The sequence below is a fragment of the Ralstonia sp. R-29 genome, assembly GCF_049913345.1.
Lineage (GTDB): Bacteria > Pseudomonadota > Gammaproteobacteria > Burkholderiales > Burkholderiaceae > Ralstonia.
In genome coordinates this window covers 484579-502897 of sequence record NZ_CP184378.1, presented here as the reverse complement: position 1 = coordinate 502897, position 18319 = coordinate 484579, and the positions used below count along the sequence as shown (strand labels likewise).

General features: G+C 64.1%; 18 protein-coding genes. 14 read left to right on the top strand and 4 right to left on the bottom strand.

The window, feature by feature from the left end; all coding sequences use genetic code 11:
• Window positions 1-51: 51 nt before the first annotated feature.
• Together ggt and ACN9M1_RS19485 are read right to left on the bottom strand one after the other, a co-directional pair.
• Window positions 52-1782, bottom strand: coding sequence for a gamma-glutamyltransferase (ggt, locus tag ACN9M1_RS19490; RefSeq protein WP_426400201.1), 1731 nt, complete (start codon window positions 1780-1782; stop codon window positions 52-54).
• A gap of 166 nt (window positions 1783-1948) precedes the next feature.
• Window positions 1949-2401, bottom strand: a complete 453-nt coding sequence (locus ACN9M1_RS19485) for an Lrp/AsnC family transcriptional regulator (RefSeq protein ID WP_426400200.1) — start codon at window positions 2399-2401, stop codon at window positions 1949-1951.
• A gap of 131 nt (window positions 2402-2532) precedes the next feature.
• Here ACN9M1_RS19485 and ACN9M1_RS19480 point away from each other — a divergent pair, with 131 nt between their 5' ends.
• From ACN9M1_RS19480 to ACN9M1_RS19445, 8 genes are all read left to right on the top strand, one after another.
• On the top strand, window positions 2533-3435 hold the full coding sequence (locus ACN9M1_RS19480; protein WP_426400199.1) for a DMT family transporter: 903 nt from the start codon (window positions 2533-2535) through the stop codon (window positions 3433-3435).
• Between the two features lie 238 nt (window positions 3436-3673).
• Window positions 3674-3862 carry an H-NS family nucleoid-associated regulatory protein gene (locus ACN9M1_RS19475; RefSeq protein WP_426400198.1) on the top strand — a complete coding sequence of 63 codons (189 nt, stop codon included), beginning with the start codon at window positions 3674-3676 and terminating at the stop codon, window positions 3860-3862.
• A 129-nt stretch (window positions 3863-3991) separates the two neighbouring features.
• Window positions 3992-4513, top strand: coding sequence for a DNA-binding protein (locus tag ACN9M1_RS19470; protein ID WP_426400197.1), 522 nt, complete (start codon window positions 3992-3994; stop codon window positions 4511-4513).
• A gap of 227 nt (window positions 4514-4740) precedes the next feature.
• On the top strand, window positions 4741-5007 hold the full coding sequence (locus ACN9M1_RS19465) for a DUF2282 domain-containing protein (RefSeq protein WP_426400196.1): 267 nt from the start codon (window positions 4741-4743) through the stop codon (window positions 5005-5007).
• A gap of 28 nt (window positions 5008-5035) precedes the next feature.
• Window positions 5036-5905, top strand: coding sequence for a DUF692 domain-containing protein (locus ACN9M1_RS19460; protein ID WP_426400195.1), 870 nt, complete (start codon window positions 5036-5038; stop codon window positions 5903-5905).
• Window positions 5892-6659 (top strand): putative DNA-binding domain-containing protein, encoded by a 768-nt coding sequence (locus ACN9M1_RS19455; RefSeq protein ID WP_426400194.1) that lies wholly within the window; start codon window positions 5892-5894, stop codon window positions 6657-6659. Before ACN9M1_RS19460 ends, ACN9M1_RS19455 begins: the two co-directional genes overlap by 14 nt.
• Window positions 6656-7138 carry a DoxX family protein gene (locus ACN9M1_RS19450; RefSeq protein ID WP_426400193.1) on the top strand — a complete coding sequence of 161 codons (483 nt, stop codon included), beginning with the start codon at window positions 6656-6658 and terminating at the stop codon, window positions 7136-7138. Before ACN9M1_RS19455 ends, ACN9M1_RS19450 begins: the two co-directional genes overlap by 4 nt.
• Before the next feature lie 83 nt (window positions 7139-7221).
• On the top strand, window positions 7222-7644 hold the full coding sequence (locus ACN9M1_RS19445; protein ID WP_426400192.1) for a BON domain-containing protein: 423 nt from the start codon (window positions 7222-7224) through the stop codon (window positions 7642-7644).
• Here the strand turns inward: ACN9M1_RS19445 and ACN9M1_RS19440 are convergent.
• Entirely contained in the window at window positions 7641-8063 is a 423-nt protein-coding gene (locus ACN9M1_RS19440; RefSeq protein ID WP_426400191.1) for a hypothetical protein, read from the bottom strand. The two genes, ACN9M1_RS19445 and ACN9M1_RS19440, sit on opposite strands and share 4 nt — an antisense overlap.
• Window positions 8064-8150: 87 nt before the next feature.
• Between ACN9M1_RS19440 and ACN9M1_RS19435 the strand changes: the two genes are divergently transcribed.
• From ACN9M1_RS19435 to ACN9M1_RS19415, 5 genes are all read left to right on the top strand, one after another.
• Window positions 8151-8537 (top strand): MerR family transcriptional regulator, encoded by a 387-nt coding sequence (locus tag ACN9M1_RS19435; RefSeq protein WP_426400190.1) that lies wholly within the window; start codon window positions 8151-8153, stop codon window positions 8535-8537.
• 168 nt (window positions 8538-8705) lie between these two features.
• A complete protein-coding gene (locus ACN9M1_RS19430; protein WP_426400189.1) occupies window positions 8706-10067 on the top strand; it encodes a TolC family protein in 1362 nt (453 codons plus the stop codon).
• A gap of 4 nt (window positions 10068-10071) precedes the next feature.
• Window positions 10072-11229 (top strand): efflux RND transporter periplasmic adaptor subunit, encoded by a 1158-nt coding sequence (locus tag ACN9M1_RS19425; RefSeq protein ID WP_426400188.1) that lies wholly within the window; start codon window positions 10072-10074, stop codon window positions 11227-11229.
• A gap of 2 nt (window positions 11230-11231) precedes the next feature.
• Complete coding sequence (locus tag ACN9M1_RS19420; protein ID WP_426400187.1) at window positions 11232-14327, top strand: efflux RND transporter permease subunit; 3096 nt, start codon at window positions 11232-11234, stop codon at window positions 14325-14327.
• Window positions 14328-14489: 162 nt separating this feature from the next.
• On the top strand, window positions 14490-14915 hold the full coding sequence (locus ACN9M1_RS19415; protein ID WP_426400186.1) for an Hpt domain-containing protein: 426 nt from the start codon (window positions 14490-14492) through the stop codon (window positions 14913-14915).
• Here ACN9M1_RS19415 and ACN9M1_RS19410 read toward each other — a convergent pair.
• Complete coding sequence (locus tag ACN9M1_RS19410; RefSeq protein ID WP_426400185.1) at window positions 14898-16310, bottom strand: APC family permease; 1413 nt, start codon at window positions 16308-16310, stop codon at window positions 14898-14900. The two genes, ACN9M1_RS19415 and ACN9M1_RS19410, sit on opposite strands and share 18 nt — an antisense overlap.
• Window positions 16311-16641: 331 nt before the next feature.
• Here ACN9M1_RS19410 and ACN9M1_RS19405 point away from each other — a divergent pair, with 331 nt between their 5' ends.
• Complete coding sequence (locus ACN9M1_RS19405; protein ID WP_426400184.1) at window positions 16642-18297, top strand: OFA family MFS transporter; 1656 nt, start codon at window positions 16642-16644, stop codon at window positions 18295-18297.
• Window positions 18298-18319: the final 22 nt, after the last annotated feature.

The following is an 18319-nucleotide window of genomic DNA, read 5'->3' as shown; positions in this document are numbered from 1 at the left end:
CAATAAAAAACCCGCCGATACTCCGGCGGGTTTTTCGTGGCGCAGCGCTGGTCAATAACCGGCAGCCAACCCCGTGTTGCGACGCGGATCGTTCGCGCCATAGAACTTGTTGTTGCCGACCGGCTTGCCGCCCAGCGACGGCGCCCCGACGATGATCGCCGCCAGATGGTTGGCCGGCTGTGGCGCGCCCAGGTTGTGGCCCATGTCGGTCAGCACCTTGCGCGTATCCGGCGACAGCGCGTACGGCTCGACGTTGGTCACGTCCGGCAGCCATTGCTGGTGGAAGCGCGGCATATCGACGGCTTCCTGCACATTCATGGCGTAGTCGATGGCATTGATCATGGTCAGCATGACGGCCGTGATGATGCGGCTGCCACCCGGCGTGCCCACCACCATGACGGGCTTGCCGTCCTTGGTGACGATGGTCGGGCTCATCGACGACAGCGGACGCTTGCCCGGGGCGATCGAGTTGGCTTGACCCTGCACCAGGCCGTACAGGTTCGGCACGCCGACCTTGGCGGTGAAGTCGTCCATCTCGTCGTTCAGGATCACGCCCGTCTTGGCGGCCGTGACCTTCGCGCCAAACCAGTCGTTGAGTGTGTATGTGACGGACACCGCGTTGCCGTACTTGTCCGCAATCGAGTAGTGCGTCGTGTTGCTGCCCTCATGCGGCTCAACGCCCGGCTTGATGTCCTTCGACACAGCGGCCTTCTTCGGGTCGATCACGGCGCGGATCTTGGCCGCGTAGTCCTTGCTCAGCAGACGGTCCAGCGGGTTCTTCACGAAGTCCGGGTCGCCCAGGTAGCTGTTGCGGTCCACATAGGCGTGGCGCATGGCTTCGATCTGGTAGTGCGTGGCCTGCGCGGAATGCCAGCCCAGGTCCTTGAGCGGATAGCCTTCCAGAATGTTGAGCATCTCGCAGATGATCACGCCGCCCGAACTCGGGGGCGGTGCTGAGACCACGTGATAGCCGCGGTAGTCGCATTCGACCGGTGCCAGTTCGCGCGTCTTGTAGCTCGTCAGGTCTGCGGTCGTGATCAGACCGCCGCCCGCTTTGCTTGATGCAGCAATGGCCTCCCCGACCCAGCCCTTGTAGAAGCCGTCGGTGCCCTTGTTGCTGATCTCGCGCAGCGTCTTGGCCAGATCGTGCTGCACCAGCTTTTCGCCCACCTGGAACGGCTGGCCCTTGTTCAGGAAGATCGCGCCCGAGGCAGCGTCTTCCTGGAAGTCCTTGGTAGAGGTGAGCAGCATGTCGACGTCGCCCTGGTCGAGGGTGAAGCCCTTCTCGGCCAGCGCGATGGACGGCGCGAGCAGTGCCGCGCGCTGCATGGTGCCGTACTTCTCGCGGGCGTATTCCATGCCGGACACTGTGCCCGGCACGCCCACGGCCAAATGACCCTTGGTGGAGGCGCCCTTGATGACGTTACCGTCCTTGTCCAGATACATATTGGCGGTAGCGGCCTTCGGGGCGACTTCACGGAAGTCGAGGAAGGTCTTGCGCCCATCGGCCAGCTGAATGGTCATGAAACCGCCGCCGCCCAGGTTGCCGGCGGCCGGATAGACCACGGCCAGCGCGTAACCCACGGCCACAGCAGCATCGACAGCGTTGCCGCCACGCTTGAGCACGTCCACACCCACCTTGCTGGCCAGGTGCTGTGCGGACACCACCATCCCATTCTCCGCGGCGACCGGCGCAACCGACGCCGCGTGCGCGACCGTTGTAATGCTGATCGACGCGATTGCGGCGACGACCCACCGCATCCCTGTTCTTGGATTCTGCATAGGAGCTCCTTTGGTACCCTCGTTGACGCCGGTCGTGCCGGCGTACGTGTTATCGGCGCGAACGTTATCAGGCCGTGCGCCAGGGCACTATAGCCTCATCCCCGTATTGACGCAGGGCGCGCGCGGTGCGCCAGAGCCCCTTGCCGATCAGCCCATCAATCCCCCCTCAGCCCGCCAATGCAAACGGCGGCGCACGCCGGCGCACCGGCTGCGCCTTGACGATGGCGGTGTTGGTTTCCGCGTGATCGGCCACGCGGTCGAGAATCTGGTCGAGCTGGTCGATCGATTGCACATACAGCCGGGCGATAAAGCAATCCTCGCCCGTGACCTTGTCGCACTCGCTGATCTGCGGAATGGCTTCGATCAGCTTCTGCACGAGATGCAGCTTGCCCGGCATGGGCCGCACCCGCACGATGGCCTGTAGCGGATACCCCAGCGCCGCAGGGTCCAGATCGACCGTGTACTGGCGGATCACCCCGCGCTCTTCCAACCGCCGCAAGCGCTCCGACACGCTGGGCGACGACAGCCCCACCTGCTCGGCCAACTGCTTGAGCGAGATACGGGAATCGGTCAGCAGAACATCGAGAATCCGCTGGTCCAACGCATCAATCGTGCTCATTGCGCCTCCCATTGGCATTTCGCCTTATTTCATGAAGAAAGAGGTTCATTTTGCCTTAGAAAACCCATGGAGAACGCGCCCTCCGCATGCGATCCTTCTCGCATCAAGCTAAAAACGAAGGGGCAACTGTCATGCAAGACAAGACGCGGGGCACGGTCGAAATGACCGCCGCCATGACGATTTCCGGAACGATCGGCTGGTTCGTGGTGCGCTCGGGGCAGCCCGTTATGGACGTGGTGTTCTGGCGCTGTGTATTCGGGGCGATCACGTTGCTGGCTGTGTGCGCGGGCCTCGGGTTACTGCGCGGCGCGATTACGTGGCGGCGCGCGGGCATTGCTGCGCTGGGCGGGGTGGCCATCGTCATCAACTGGCTGCTGCTGTTTGCGGCGTATCCGCGGGCGTCCATTTCGATTGCGACGGCGGTCTACAACACGCAGCCGTTCATGCTCGTTGGCCTTGGCGCGCTCTTCCTGTCGGAAAAACTGACCGCCGCCAAGCTGACATGGCTGGCCATCGCCTTCATCGGCGTGGTGCTGATTGTGCAGGTGGGGCCGGCCGCCAGCGCAGGCACGGATTATCTGATGGGGATTGCGCTGGCCCTCGGGGCGGCGTTTGCGTATGCAGTGGCGGCCATCATCACCAAGAAGCTGGCCGGCACGCCGCCGCACCTGATCGCGCTGATCCAGGTGTGTGTGGGCGTGCTGATGCTGGCGCCGCTGGCCAACCTGTCGCACGCACCGGCCGATGCGCGCACGTGGGGGATGCTGGTGACCGTGGGCGTGGTGCACACGGGGCTGATGTACATCCTGCTCTACGGCGCCATCCAGCGGTTGCCCACGCACCTGACGGGCTCGCTGTCGTTTATCTACCCGATCGTGGCCATCGTGGTCGACATCGTCGCGTTTGGACACCGGTTGCAGGTGGCGCAGTTCCTCGGGGCGGGCGCCATTCTGCTGGCGGCGGCAGGGATGAATTTGGGGTGGTCGCCCTACCGCTGGCTGCGTTCGCGAAATAATTCGGTCGCCGTTAAATAGCACTGCGATTAAATCACGCAATATGCCGCCGCATTCAGAACATGAATCGGCGGGCAAACTGCTGTTATTCTTGTGTGTTTTCCGCCGATGCAAGGCGCGCCCTGCGCCTGCCGCTCTCTCCCTCAAGGCGCCACAGCGCCCGGCGGACAGAAAAAACCCAAAACATACGCACAAGATGAAGGAAGGTCACCCGCCACTGCCGGACCGCGAAAATGCGGTCGCCTGGATCCGGGAACAAATGGAAACCTACGGCCTGTCTGTCGAAGACTTGCAGGCGCACGGTTGCTTCGATGCACCGCCTCCGCCCGCCGGCCCGACGTATATGAGCGCCGACGGCCAGCACTGGGACGGCAACGGCGACATGCCGGACTGGCTGCAACGCGCGGTCAACGCTGGACAGAGCATCGAGCATTTCCGTATCGGCTAAGCGCGTTTGCGAAGGTGCAGGTACGCAGGTTGCGTGGTTGTGTGCACTAGCGCCGCCGGTTTGACGCACCAATCCACCTTCACCATGGCACGGCCCGGCTGGCGCTCCAACTCAACGGAGGACGTCATCATGCCGGAACGCAAAACCGTAGAACGTGCGCGCGCCGACAAGCGCCACGGCAAGGCCGCCTCGACACAGGCAGGCAACTTCGTCAAGGAAGAAATGGATCACATCCGCGAGGGCAAGCACGGTGCCAAGAACACCAAGCAGGCCATCGCGATCGGGCTGTCCAAGGCCCGCCGCTCAGGCGTTGCTGTCAAGCCACCAGGCGAAGGTAAGGCTTCGGCGGCCACGCGCAAGAAGGCTGAGCGCGACGTGAAGGCCGGCACCAAGAAGGGCAGCCACGCCAGCGCCAGTAAGGAATCCACGAGCAAGCGCAGCAAGACCACCACCCGCACGCTGAAGAAGGAAGGCCACGCGGCAGCATCCAAGTCGTCGCTCTCCAAGCAGGCGCATAGCGCGGCTTCCAAACGGTCCTCCAGCGAGCGTTCGGCAGCGGCCAAGAAGGGCGCTGCCACCAAGGGCGCGGCAGGCCGGTCCGCTGCGGCCAAGAAGGCAGCCCGCACACGCGCGGCAAACCACGCCAAGTAAATCTTTCCTGTTTCACCTTGTTTCGCCTGGAAGGCGGCCCGTTGGGTCGCCTTTTTTGTTGGCGGTGACGCGCTACAAAAAAGTTTTCGTTCTCCGTGTCAGGAACGCACGCAAGCGTCGACCAAGTTGCACGGAACACATCTGCGCGATGTCGCAGTGCACCGTACGGCAAGGAATTTCCCCCGGTCTGCCGTTTAACGACACCTGCTCAATCAAGGAGAACGCAAATGAAACAACACGCCATGATCGCCGCCGCCCTGGGTAGCCTGCTCGCGCTGGGCGCCCTGTCCACCCCGGTGCACGCTGCCGATGCCGCCGGCAAGGAAAAGTGCTACGGCGTGGCCAAGGCCGGTCAGAACGACTGCGCCAGCCCCGGCAGCGCCCACGCCTGCGCCGGCCAATCGAAGATCGACAAGGATCCGACGTCGTGGAAGTACGTGCCGGCCGGCACCTGCGCGCAGATGGGCGGCACGATGCAGCCGATGTCCAAGTAAGCGCCACGCGCCACATCGGGTGACCGCCATGCAGACAACCCTACCCACGTGCGCCGGCGCCGGCCTGCGCGCCCCGCATTTCCCCGCCCTGCTGCACGGGGAAGCCCGCTTCCCCTGGGTGGAAGTGCACAGCGAGAACTATCTGTATGGCGGCCCCGCCCGCGCCGCGCTGCTAGCCGCACGGGCGTGCCAGCCCGTCAGCCTGCATGGCGTGGGCATGGGCCTCGGCAACGCCGATGGCCTCGACATCGACCACGTGCGCGCCATCGCCACGCTGGCCGATGCTGTTGCCCCGGCCGCCATTTCCGAGCACCTGTGCTTCAACCGCAGCGGCGCACAGGTCGTCAACGATCTGCTGCCCCTGCCCTATTCCCACGAGTCGCTCGACATCGTGTGCGCCAACGTCATGCGCGCACAGGACATCCTCAAGCGGCCGCTGCTCATCGAAAACATCGCGGCGTACATCGACTGCCGCGCCCTCGTCAACGCCGACGAGGCCATCACGGAAGGCGCCTTCCTCACCCTGCTCGCGCGCCGCACCGGCTGCGGCATCCTGCTCGATCTGAACAACCTGTACGTGAACAGCGTCAACCATGGCGTGCGCGTTGAATCGGTACTCGCCGATATCGACGCCGCACTGGTGGGCGAAATCCACCTTGCGGGCTTCAGCGAGGAAGACGGCATGCTGATCGACACGCACAGCGCGCCCGTGCACGCGCCAGTCTGGGCGATTTACGAAGCCTGGGTTGCGGCACATGGCGCACGCCCAACGCTCATCGAATGGGATGCCGATCTTCCGCCGGTGCGCGTGCTGCTGCAGGAAGTGGAACGCGCGCAGACCATTCTTGATCTCCATACGCCATCGCACGTCGCAGAGGCCCACCATGCGCTTACGTGATTGGCAAGCCGACCTGATCGGCACACTCACCACAGCGCCCGCGAGCGAGACATCGCGCGGCGTGGCGGTGTACCGCAATGCGCGGCTGGTCATCCTGCGCAATGCGTTGGCGGGCGCGTACCCGGTGTGCCGGGCGTTGGTCGGCGAGGACTGCTTCGATGCCATTGTGCGCGACACGCTGGCCGTGCAGCGTTCCACGTCGCCAAACCTGCATCGTTACGGCGATGCGCTGCCCGATGTGGTCGCGCATTCGCCATTGGCTAGCAGCGTGCCCTATCTAGCCGATGTTGCCCGGCTGGAATGGCACGTGCACTGGGCGCACTACGCACCCGATGCGCACGTCGAGGTACTGGATGCCACCACGCTGGGATCGTTGCTCACACAGCCGCCGGAGAAGATCCGCGCTCGGCTGATTGAAGGCGCGCGGTGGATCGCTTCCGCCTGGCCGGTCGCTTCGATCTGGCGCGCGCACCAGCCTGAATCCGCCATTGCCTTGGCCGACATTGACCTGGGCCAGAGGGAAGCCGCCATCGTCACCGTGCGCGAGCAGCGCGTGGCCGTGCTCGACATCGATGCCGGCACCGCCACCTTCCTGGCCGCTTGCGATGCCACACCCTCACTGCAAGACGCCCTCGCACAAACGCTGCGCGATTGCGCGGACTTTGACCTCACGGCCTGCCTGTCGCACCTCTATCACAACGGGCTGCTCGCGCTGTCCGCAGCCGCAACGACTTCCTCCGGAGACACACCATGAACACCGTCACCCTCGCCCCACTCGCACGTATCCGCTCCGTGTTCGACCGTATCACCGGCTCGCAAGGCGGCCTGTACGCACTCGTGCTGCTGATTGCGCGTGCCTACCTCTTCTATGTGTTCTTCCGCTCAGGCTTGACCAAGCTGCACGATTGGGACACCACCGTGTTGCTCTTCACCGAGGAATACAAAGTGCCGCTGTTGCCGCCCATGCTGGCGGCCGCGCTGGGCACGTTTGGCGAGCTGGTGTTTCCGTCGCTCATGCTGATCGGCATCGTGCCGCGCCTGGCTGCGGTGGGGCTGTTCTTCGTCAACGTGGTGGCGGCGCTGTCGTACTGGGCCAACTTGTCAGCATCCGCCATCGAATTCCATTTCGTGTGGGGCGTGCTGATTGCCATCGTGGCGACGGTGGGACCGGGCTGGCTGGCGGTGCAGACGCTGTGGCAACGCCGCACCAGTACACCACTTCACGCAGTTTGACGACATACGCACTGGCCTAGCGTTCATGCACCGGGGCGGCGGGCTTATCATGTGAACCCGTCGTCATTCCTTCAGGAGCTTCGATGCGCTTCCCTCAGTTGTCTTTCATGGCCCCGGCTGCCTCGGTGAGTACGTTGGCCGCGGTGGGTGCGGCGGCGCTGCTCACTGCATGCGCGCTGGGCGATAGCCCGAACAGCACCGGCGCCCGCATGACGGATGACTCGCTGCTGTCGTATCAGGTCAAGGCGGCACTGGACCAGGACACCGCCCTCAACCCACGCCAGATCCGCATTCACACCACGCCCGAAGGCAAGGTCACGCTGACGGGCTGGGTCGATACTCCCGAAATGGCCCGCCGCGCCGGCGAGGACGTCAAGCGCTTCGTCGACCCGGCCAAGTTCGACAACCAGCTTCGCATCCTGTCACGCATGCAAGTGCTGGGCGGCGGTCCGTTGATCCCGCCGGGCCTGCCGCAAGCGCCGGCCAGCGCGCCCGCGGCCCGTTAAGTCACGCGCGTGCCCACCTGCCCGGGCACGCGCCCTACCGGCAACGACTGCAACAGCCCGAAGCTGACCTCTATCACCAGAAACGGCACGATCAGCAGCGACGCCCCAGACGCCAGCGCCACCGTCTGCCACGTCGCAAAGAGCCACCGGGCCACCCCGTCATAGCGCCCCAGCGCCACGCTCGTCTGCCGAATCCGCAATACAGACCATACGCACACCACCGATCCCATCAGATTGGCCATCAGCACATGCGTAGGCTCAAACGCTGGCAACCCGCCGATGCCCAGCGCCAGCGCCACAGCGCTCAACGCCTGATGCAGCCAGGCGAATGTCCAGGGCGTTGCAAACGGGGCGCTCACGATCAGGTCGTACCAGGCGCTGGCCCGGACGATACGTACAAAAGTTGATTCAGACACCATGATGGCGGCTCTCCATATGTGAACAAGCCGCCACCTTAAAGCTTGGTGTACGCTCCAAGGTCAAGCCCGCCTTTGGACCTGTCCGCCATGCCAGCAACCTTGCCCGCTCAACCTGCTGATCTCGCCATCGGCGACTTGGCTGCCGCCACCGGCGTTTCGCGCGATGGCCTGCGGTTTTACGAAGCACGCGGCCTGCTCCGCGCCCGCCGACGCAGCAATGGCTATCGCGCCTATCCGCCCGAGGCGGTCGAGCTGGTGCGCTATATCCGCACTGCCCAGCAGCTGGGCTTCACGCTCGCCGAAATTGGCGACGGCATGGCGCAGGTGTGGCAGCAACCCGACACGGATGCCGCCGTGACCGCCCTCCTGCGCGACAAGCTGTCCGCCATCGATGCCCGCATCGCCAGCCTGCAAGCCACGCGCGATGCGCTTGCCGCGCGCCTTGGAATGCCGTGTCCGCTTGCACCGGCCTGAGACGGTCGATATGTCTTGTCATATAACTGACGCAGACTGCCGTGGTGGAGCGGCTTTTTCGCGCGGTTTTTGGCGTCGTCATGCGGCTGCAGGCTTTGCTCAGCCGTGAAAGGCGCTTGAAAGATCGCCTCGGTAAAAACGCTCCGGTCTCAAGGGGAGTCTGTTGCAGTGAAACATTGGGGTGCCTTTCATCCGCGGGCGTGGGCTGTGCTGTGCGCGTTCGCCTGCCTGCCGCCTGCCGCTTGGGCTGCTGGCTCCGCGCCGGCCGCGGCCAGCATGCCGGTGGCCACCATGCCGCCGGTCAAGCCGTCGGTACCGGGCGTTACCGGCCCGGGCTTCAACCTCGTCGAGCTTCTGCAAGAACTCAAGAGCAACAACCCGCAGCTCATCCAGGGGCGTCACGCCTATCTGTCGGCCAAGTCCATCCCGCCGCAGCTTGCCGCGCCCAACAACCCCCAGGTCGGCTACATCTGGAACAGCATTCCCAAGGGGTTCCCGCTGGCCGTCAACCGCGCGGGTGGTAGCCAATACAACCTGACGCAGCAGATTCCGTTTCCGGGCAAGAAAGCCTTGGCGGCCGAAATTGCCGACCGCCAGGCCGAATCGCTGAACGCGCAGACCGATGCGCTGTATCTGCAGCTCTACGCGCAGCTCTCCACCACGTACTACCAGGCGATCGCGCTGCAGAAGCAGATCGACGTACAGAAGCTGACCATCACGCGGCTCGAGCAGGTCAAGCAGATCACGCGCGTGCGCTACGCCAACAACGCTGCCGCGTACGCCGACTTCCTCAACGCCCAGGTCATGCAGAGCAGCGCGCAGAACGACCTGTTTGCCACACAACGCCAGTACGACAACACGCTGCAGACGCTCAACACCCTCATCGGCAAGGAACCGAGCTTTCCGCTCGTGCTGCGCGCCGACGACGACGCCGTGCGCCTGCCCGACGAGCCGCTGCCCGAGCTGGAAAACCAGGCGCTGCGCGAGCACCCGTCGATCAAGGCATCCGCCGAGTTGATGGACGCCGCGCGCAAGAGCGTGACGCTGGCGCGCAAGGCCTATCTGCCCGACTTCCAGGTCATCGCCACCGTCACCACAGACAACCCGCCCTACGGCGTGCGCCCGAACAGCTACCAGATCGAGCTGGACGTGATCATCCCGTTCTGGTTCTTCACCAAAGAGAATTACGGCGTGAACCAGGCGGTGGAGAGCCAGATCGCCACCGAGGCCAACGATGTATCCGTGCGCCAGCAAACGTTGTTGGCCGTCGATACCGCCTACAACACGCTGCGCCAGACGCTCGCGCAGCTCGACTTCAACAAGCAGCGGCAACTGCCGCAGGCGCTGGCGGCGTATCGCGTGACGATGACCAACTACGCCAGCAACAACGCCGATTTCAACGACCTGCTCACCGCCCAGGGCGCGCTCAAGAACGCTGAACTGTCGGTCGCGCAGGCGCAGGCCACGGCCTTGCAGGCCTATCACGCGCTGATGGCGGCCACGGGCCGCTCGCCGGTTCAAGCTCAATAAGATCATGAAGAAGTTCTCTCCCGTCGTTGCTGTGATTGCCTTGGCCGCGGCCCTTGCTGTTGGCGTGGTGGTGGGTCGCAAGTGGCCCACCACCTCTGCTGAAGTGGCCAAGCCCACCAGCAGCGCCACCTCTGGCTCTGAACAACCTTTGGCCGCCGCCAAAGGCCCGAAGCCCGACTCTGTTGAAATTCCAGATGGCGGCTTCGACCCGCAACAGGTGCAGGTCGCGCAGGTCAGCCAGCTTGCGGTGCCGGTGGAGCTGTCCACGCCCGGCAAGCTCGCCTATAACGCCGAGCGCACCAAGCTGGCATCGGCGCGCGTGGCCGGCCGGCTGGACCAGATTCTTCTCTTCGAAGGGGCGCTGGTGCGTGAAGGCCAGCCGATTGCCCAGTTGTACGCGCCGGATTTCATCTCCGCACAGAAGGAATACCTGCTGGCGCTGAACACCGCCCGCCAGCTCAAGAGTTCCAACATGAAGGACCTGCAGGACGATGCGGACGCCACCGTGCAATCCGCCGCCGGCCGCCTGCACGTGCTGGGCATGTCCGATGCCGATGTCGCGCAAATTGCCAAGCGCGGCACGCCGGCTGAGCACCTGACGCTGCGCGCGCCCATCTCAGGCACCATCGTCAAGCGCAACATGGACCCGGGCGCCTTCCTGAACGTGGGCGATTCGTTCATGAGCATCGTCGATACACGCGTGCTGTGGTTCACCGGCAACGTGTATGAGAACGACATTGCGAGCGTGCGCATCGGGCAGCCGATCTCGCTGCACACCTCGGCGTATCCGGATCGCGAGTTCACGGGCCGCGTGAGCTTTATCGCACCGAACATCGACCCGGCCACGCATACGTTGACGGTGCGCTGCGACGTGCCCAACCCGGACGGCCTGCTGCGCCCCGAGATGTACGCCACGGCGCGCATCCAGACCGGCAGCGGGCAAGCCACGGTGGTGCCCAAGTCCGCGCTGGTGAAGGATCACGGCAGCTACTACGTGATCGTGCAGAGTGACGCCAAGCACTTCAAGCGCGTCCAGGTACAAGGCAAGGACACAGGTACCGACGGCAACTTCGCTGTCACCGCAGGGCTTGAAGCTTCGTCGAAAGTCGTGATGCGCGGCGCCGCGCTGCTCAACGAGATGATCGTCAAGGCGGGGGCGTGAGCATGGGCTTCAACCCCATCGCGGGCATTCTCAAGCGCCGGCTGTTGATCGTTTTCCTGGCGATCGCGCTGCTGGTAGCGGGCGTGCTGTCGTTCAAGGAACTGCCGCTGCAGGCGTATCCGGGCGTGGCACCGCTGTCGGTACAGGCCATTACGCAGTGGCCAGGGCGCAGCACGACCGAAGTCGAGCAGCAGATCACCATCCCGATTGAAAACGCGCTGGCCGGCGTGCCGGATGTGCAGTCGTTCCGGTCGGTGTCGCTATTCGGGCTGTCGGTGGTGACGCTCAAGTTCAAGGAAGGCACCGATAGCTTCAAGGCGCGGCAGAATTTTTCGCAGTATCTGGCGAGCGCCACCCTGCCGACGGGTGTGCAGCCCGCCTTGAGCCCCGACTCGGACGCCACGGGCGAGATCATGCGCTTTCGCCTCGTGGGCGATGGCGTCGACCTCACCACGCTCAAGAGCTACCAGGACTACGACATCTCCAAGGGGCTCAAGCACGTGCAGGGCGTGGCCGATGTGAGTTCCTTCGGCGGCAAGGTGAAGGAGTACCACATCGTGCCGTCGCCGGCGAAGCTGCAGTCGTACGGCATCACGCTGTCGCAGCTCATCACCGCCATCGGCAACGCCAACAACAACACCGGCGGCAACCTGCTGCGCGATGGCGAGCAGCAGTTCGTCGTGCGCGGCGTGGGCCTGCTGCAGACGGTGGACGACATCCGCAATGTAGTGGTCAACACCAACAACGGCGTGCCGGTGCGCGTGCGCGACATTGCCGAGGTGGAAGTCGGCAACGTGCAGCGCCTGGGCCAGGTGCAATACAACGACCAGCCCGACGTGGTGGAAGGCATCGTCCTGCTCAAGCGCGATGCCAACGCCAGCGAAGTGCTGGCCAAGGTGCGCGAAAAGGTGGCGGAGCTGAACAACGGCGTCCTGCCCAAGTCGGTTCAGATCAAGCCGTTCTACGACCGCCAGGTGCTGCTCGACATCACCATGGGCACGGTGGAACACACGCTGGTGGTGGGCATTGCGCTGGTGCTAGCGGTGCTGTTCGTCTTCCTGGGCAACCTGCGCGCCGCGGCCGTGGTGGCGGCGGTGATTCCGCTGGCGCTGTGCGTGTCGTTCATCAGCATGGAGCACTTCCATGTGCCGGCCAACTTGATCTCGCTCGGGGCGATCGACTTTGGCGTGATCGTCGACGCGGCCGTGATCGTGATGGAAAACATCATGCGGCACCTGGAGGAAGGCGCCGAAAAGCTGGACGACGCCATCGTCAAGGCCACCAGCGAAGTGCAGCGCGCGATGATCTTCTCCACGGGCATCATCATCGTGGCGTACTCGCCGCTGTTCTTCATCGGCGGCGTGGAAGGCATCATCTTCAAGCCGATGGCCTTCACGATGGGCTTTGCACTGCTGGCCTCGATCGTGCTGAGCCTCACGTTTGTGCCGGCCACCACGTCGTTCGTGTTCGGCAAGTCGCTGCACCCGCATTCGCCAGCGTTCATCACCGCCATTTTGCGTTGGTACAAGCCGGTGCTGCGCAAGCTGATCCACCGCCCCAAGACGGTGTTTGCCGTGTCCCTCGCCGCGCTGGGTTTGACGCTGTATAGCGCGAGCTTCCTCGGCACGGAGTTCCTGCCCACGCTGGAAGAAAACAACCTGTGGCTGCGCATTACGCTGCCCAATACGGTGGATCTGGATTACTCCGCGTCGGTGGCAAACGACTTGCGCGCGTACTTCGTCAAGCAGCCGGAAATCAAGCAGGTCTCCGTGCAGATTGGCCGCCCGGACGACGGCACCGACTCCACCGGCGTGTTCAATCAGGAATACGGCCTGTACTTCGCGCCGCCCGACAAGTGGGAGGCCGGCATGACGAAGGGCAAGCTGGTCGAGCGTCTGTCGAAGCATCTGGAGAAGATTCCCGGCATCGAATTCAACTTCTCGCAGTACATCCAGGACAACGTGGATGAGGCGCTCTCGGGCGTAAAGGGCGAGAACTCGGTCAAGCTGTTCGGCAACGACCTGAATATGCTCGAAGCCAAGGCCAATGAAATCCAGGCGCAGCTCAAGAAGGTGCAGGGGCTGGTGGACGTAGGCATCTTCCGCGAGCTGGGCCAGCCGACGCTGAACGTGTCGATCGACCGCCAGGCCGCCGCGCGCTTCAACATCAACGTGAGCGACGTGCAGAACCTCGTGCAGTACGCCATTGGTGGCGCGCCGGTCACGCAGATCCTGGAGGGCGAGAAATCGTTCGGGCTGGCGGTGCGCCTGAATCAGCAGGCACGCGCCTCGTACGACGCCATCCGCGAGTTGCTGATCGATACGCCCGACGGCCAGCACATTCCGCTCTCGATGATCGCCAAGGTCGAGATGACCGATGGCCCGTTCTTCATCTACCGGGAGGAAGGCAAGCGTTACATCGCCATCAAGTTTGGCGTACGCGGGCGTGACCTGGGCAGCGCGGTGGACGAGGCGCAGCGCGTGGTGGGCAACAACGTCAAGCTGCCCGAGGGCTACACCGTGAAGTGGGACGGCCAGTTCAACGAAATGAAGGTCGCGCAAGGCAAGCTGATGGTGATCGTGCCGCTGACCATCCTCGTCATCTTCCTGCTGCTGTACAGCACGTTCGGCAACTTCAAGGACGCGCTGATGGTGGTGCTGAACGTGCCGTTCGCGGCCATTGGCGGGCTGCTGGCGCTCCACATCGCCAACGAGACGCTGTCGATCTCGGCGGGCATCGGCTTCCTGTCGCTGTTCGGCATTGCGATTCAGGACGGCGTGATCCTGATCTCGTACGTCAACCGGCTGGCGCAATCCGAGAACCTGCGAGAAGCCACAGTGGAAGGCGCCGCGCTGCGCCTGCGCCCGGTGATCATGACGGCCATGCTGGCGGGCCTGGGGCTGCTGCCGGCGGCGCTATCGCACAGCATTGGCTCGGAGGCGCAACGGCCGCTCGCGCTGGTGATCGTCGGCGGCATGGTGACCACGACGATCCTCACGCTGCTGGTGCTGCCGGTGGTGTTCACGTGGGCGCACCGGCATCGCGGCATGCCGCCGCGCGAACCGGACGTCACGCCCACGGCGGCCATGCTGCCCTGATCGGCTGGCGCTTTTCCACATATGCAACGGGCGCACCGTCTGACCCACGGTGCGCCCGTTTCTTTGCTGGCCCGCCAGAATCGGACCAATCCCATGGCTGGCCGGGCGCGCCGCGCGCACAGTGCGTATCAATCCCATCCATCTTGATTGCACGCCACCGCCATGCCGACCCTCCCGAGCACGTACGACGCAGCCGCTACCGACATCGCCACGCAATTCCCACCGCAAGTGGTCACCACGCTGACCGAACTGTTCGGGAATGACCTCTCGCAATGGCGCTTTATCGTGGATTTGTTCTCCGAAACCGTGGAGCAGGATCTAGCCAATCTCGACAAGGCCATCTGCACCGGCGAGGATGCGCAGATCGTAGAAGCCGCACACCGCATCGTCGGCTCCGCCCGCATGCTAGGGCATCTGCAGATAGGCGATACCGCCCGCGTCATTGAACGTACGGCGCAAACCGCTGGCCCCTACGGGGAGCGCGTAGCCGAGATGCAAGCCGCCCTCTCCCATTTGCGCACGCTGGCGCAGACGTTCCAGCAGCAAGTCACCCGTTGCGCATGGCCGGATTCATCGGTCGCGGGCTAAGGCGCCGTCTCGCACCGCCAGCCGCCGATTCAGCAGCAGCGGTGCCACCCCTACAGCAATACCGCCGAGACCAACGAAGTTGGTCGTCCAGTCGAAGGTTGGCACGCTGTACGCCGCAATGCCCCAGAGGAACAGCGCGCTACCCAGCGGCCACACCACCAGAAACACCGCGTTGAACACCGAGCGCAGCGCCTCCCGCCGGTAGTGCCAGGCACACGCAAATCCCGCCAGGCCATAGTAGAACGCCACCTGAAAGCCGATCGCGTTAACCGAGTCCTTGATGATGGCGTTGATGGTCGGAAAAAACGACGCGCCAAACAGCAGCACCAATCCAATCCCGGTGATCACCGCCGTGGCCACCCAGGGCGTGCGCCACGTCTGGTGCAGCATCGCGTAACGCGCGTGCAGCATGCCGTCGCGCCCCTTGGCATACAGCGTGCGCGTGAATTGCAAGATGGAAGTCTCCAGCGTGCCCACCGTGCTCAACATCACGGCCACTACGGCCACATAGCTCCACGGGCGCGGCAGCAGCTTGTCGGCCACGGCAAAGATGACGTTGGTGCTGGATTGTTCGATCTCCGCGTCGCTCAGCACGAGCAGGATCACGGCCGAGAACCCCATGAACAATGCCAGCACGATCAGCATGGCCCAGAGCGCGCCGTAGCCGGGTGCGCGGCTGGCGTCCCGGGTTTCCTCGGTGAGGTTGACGGTCACGTCCCAGCCCCAGAAGAAGAACAGCGCCGTGAGCGCGCCCGTCGCAAACAACTGCGGCGTAAACGCCCCCGGCGATAGCCACGCCCGCGACAACGCATGCGCCGGGTGCGAGCCGAACTTCACCACGGCCAGCACCATCAGCGCGACCAGGATGGCGGTCTCGGTGACGGTCATGGCGATCTGCGAATAGCTCGTCAGCTTGATGCCCTTGATGATGATGGCGCTGACCACCAGCAGCCATGCCGCCGCCACAAACGCCACCACGGCCGGCTGCCCGGCCAACGACGGGGCCACCAGCGTGAGCGTGGCCGTGGCTGCCGGAATCGTGCCCGACACCATGAACACGCCCGATGCCACCAGCAACGCCCAGCCGGCAAAGAACCCCAACGTGCGGTTGAAGATGGCGCCCACCCAGGCGTAGGCCGCCCCTGCGTGCGGATTGATGCGGTTCAGATGCAGGTACGCAAAGGTCACGCCAAACATGATCAGACCGCAGTACAACAGGCTGGCCGGCGTCAACCCGCCCACCGCCGCGATGAGCGTGGCCGTGGTCGCGGCAATGCTGAAGGCCGGCGCCGTGCCGGCCACCCCCATGACGATGGATTCGCTCAGGCCCAGCGCATGGGCTTCGAGCTGTGCTTGCCCTGCTGCCTGCCCTTTTGCCTGCGTGTCGGTTGCCATCCCTACCTCCGCCGTTCGGCCATGCCTGCCGCGCTTTCGCTTTCGCTTTCAGTATTGGCGGTGCGGCGCAGAACACCAACTACGACGATCCCCGAGTCGTTTATTTATGTTTTTCATCACATAAATTAAATAATTAGGCTGTACGTTGCGTGATCCGCAATACAACGGAGTCTTACAACTATTGATGTAAAACAGGCTACCCCACTATCTTCCGCGGGCAACGTCGGCGCACTGCAACTGCAGCCGACTGGCACGCGCGGGCCATGACCCTGTGCGGCCGCACCACTTCCCTTGTAGCAACCAGGCACATCACTCATCCGGGGGGATTTCGATGTCCGAAGCAGTCCTGCATCCATTTTTTTCGCGCGAGCGCACCATCGCCGCGGTGGGTTTCAACCGCTGGCTGGTTCCGCCTGCCGCGCTGGCCATCCATCTGTGCATTGGCATGGCGTATGGCTTCTCCGTCTTTTGGCTGCCGCTTGGCCGCGCACTGGGCATCAGCAAGCCGCTGACCTGCGGCGCCGATGTCTCGCTCATCGCCGAGCTCTTCACCACCACCTGTGACTGGCGCGTGTCCAGCCTGGGCTGGATGTTCACGCTGTTCTTCGTGTTCCTGGGCGCCTCCGCTGCCATGTGGGGCGGTTGGCTGGAACGTGTCGGTCCGCGCAAGGCCGGTGTGGTCGCCGCTGTGTGCTGGTGCGGCGGGTTGCTGATCTCGGCGCTCGGCATCCAGATGCACCAGTTGTGGCTGCTGTGGGTGGGCTCGGGCGTGATCGGCGGTATCGGCTTGGGGCTGGGCTATATCTCGCCGGTGTCGACGCTCATTAAATGGTTTCCGGACAAGCGCGGCATGGCGACCGGCATGGCCATCATGGGTTTTGGCGGCGGCGCGATGATCGGTGCCCCGCTGGCGGACCGTCTGATGAAGCTGTTTGCCACGCCTGAATCGGTGGGCGTATCGCAAACGTTTATCGTGCTGGCTGGCATCTACTTCGTGTTCATGATGGCCGGTGCGCTGGGCTACCGCGTGCCGCCCACGGGCTGGAAACCGGCCGGCTGGACGCCCTCGCCCGCCAAGGCGAACAACACCATGGTCACGCAGCGCCACGTCCACGTGAATGAAGCCCTGAAGACGCCGCAGTTCTGGCTGATCTGGGCTGTGCTGTGCCTGAACGTATCGGCGGGCATTGGCGTGCTGGGCATGGCTTCGCCGCTGCTGCAGGAAGTGTTTGGCGGCAAGCTGCTGGGCGTGACGACGGCGTTCATGGACCTCTCCGCTGCGCAGAAGGGCCAGATCGCGGCCATCGCCGCTGGCTTTACGGGTCTGCTGAGCCTGTTCAATATCGGCGGCCGTTTCTTCTGGGCATCGCTGTCGGACAAGCTGGGCCGCAAGATGACCTACGCGGTGTTCTTCGTGCTGGGCTTCGTGCTGTACGCGTCGATTCCGTGGACGTCGCACACTGGCAATATCGCCTTGTTCGCGCTGGCCTTCTGCGTGATCCTGTCGATGTACGGCGGCGGTTTTGCCACTGTGCCGGCGTATCTGGCTGACATGTTCGGCACGCAGATGGTGGGCGCCATCCACGGCCGCCTGCTGACCGCCTGGTCGACGGCCGGCATCCTGGGCCCCGTGCTGGTGAACTACCTGCGCGAATACCAGATCGCCCACGGCGTGGAACGCGCTGCCGTGTACGACATCACGATGATGATCTTGGCCGGCCTGCTGATTCTGGGCTTCATCTGCAACCTGCTGGTACGCCCGGTCAACGCAAAGCACTTCATGACCGAAGCACAACTTGAAGAGCAACGCCACGCTGCAGCTGTGAAGAGCCCGACGCCGTCGGTGGCCGCGCCGGAAACGTCGCTGGAATGGAAGGCGCATCCGGGCTCTGCCGTGGCCGTCGTGGTGGCTTGGGCCGCCGTGGGCCTGCCGCTGGGCTGGGGGGTTTGGATTACACTCCAAAAAGCTGCTGTTCTATTCTCCTAACGCCCGGATTCAAGCCGCCCCG

Coding starts and splice junctions, on each gene's coding strand:
- ggt (WP_426400201.1), bottom strand. CDS start 1,782: ATGCAGAATCCAAGAACAGGGATGCGGTGGGTCGTCGCCGCAATCGCG.
- ACN9M1_RS19485 (WP_426400200.1), bottom strand. CDS start 2,401: ATGAGCACGATTGATGCGTTGGACCAGCGGATTCTCGATGTTCTGCTG.
- ACN9M1_RS19480 (WP_426400199.1), top strand. CDS start 2,533: ATGCAAGACAAGACGCGGGGCACGGTCGAAATGACCGCCGCCATGACG.
- ACN9M1_RS19475 (WP_426400198.1), top strand. CDS start 3,674: ATGGAAACCTACGGCCTGTCTGTCGAAGACTTGCAGGCGCACGGTTGC.
- ACN9M1_RS19470 (WP_426400197.1), top strand. CDS start 3,992: ATGCCGGAACGCAAAACCGTAGAACGTGCGCGCGCCGACAAGCGCCAC.
- ACN9M1_RS19465 (WP_426400196.1), top strand. CDS start 4,741: ATGAAACAACACGCCATGATCGCCGCCGCCCTGGGTAGCCTGCTCGCG.
- ACN9M1_RS19460 (WP_426400195.1), top strand. CDS start 5,036: ATGCAGACAACCCTACCCACGTGCGCCGGCGCCGGCCTGCGCGCCCCG.
- ACN9M1_RS19455 (WP_426400194.1), top strand. CDS start 5,892: ATGCGCTTACGTGATTGGCAAGCCGACCTGATCGGCACACTCACCACA.
- ACN9M1_RS19450 (WP_426400193.1), top strand. CDS start 6,656: ATGAACACCGTCACCCTCGCCCCACTCGCACGTATCCGCTCCGTGTTC.
- ACN9M1_RS19445 (WP_426400192.1), top strand. CDS start 7,222: ATGCGCTTCCCTCAGTTGTCTTTCATGGCCCCGGCTGCCTCGGTGAGT.
- ACN9M1_RS19440 (WP_426400191.1), bottom strand. CDS start 8,063: ATGGTGTCTGAATCAACTTTTGTACGTATCGTCCGGGCCAGCGCCTGG.
- ACN9M1_RS19435 (WP_426400190.1), top strand. CDS start 8,151: ATGCCAGCAACCTTGCCCGCTCAACCTGCTGATCTCGCCATCGGCGAC.
- ACN9M1_RS19425 (WP_426400188.1), top strand. CDS start 10,072: ATGAAGAAGTTCTCTCCCGTCGTTGCTGTGATTGCCTTGGCCGCGGCC.
- ACN9M1_RS19420 (WP_426400187.1), top strand. CDS start 11,232: ATGGGCTTCAACCCCATCGCGGGCATTCTCAAGCGCCGGCTGTTGATC.
- ACN9M1_RS19415 (WP_426400186.1), top strand. CDS start 14,490: ATGCCGACCCTCCCGAGCACGTACGACGCAGCCGCTACCGACATCGCC.
- ACN9M1_RS19410 (WP_426400185.1), bottom strand. CDS start 16,310: ATGGCAACCGACACGCAGGCAAAAGGGCAGGCAGCAGGGCAAGCACAG.
- ACN9M1_RS19405 (WP_426400184.1), top strand. CDS start 16,642: ATGTCCGAAGCAGTCCTGCATCCATTTTTTTCGCGCGAGCGCACCATC.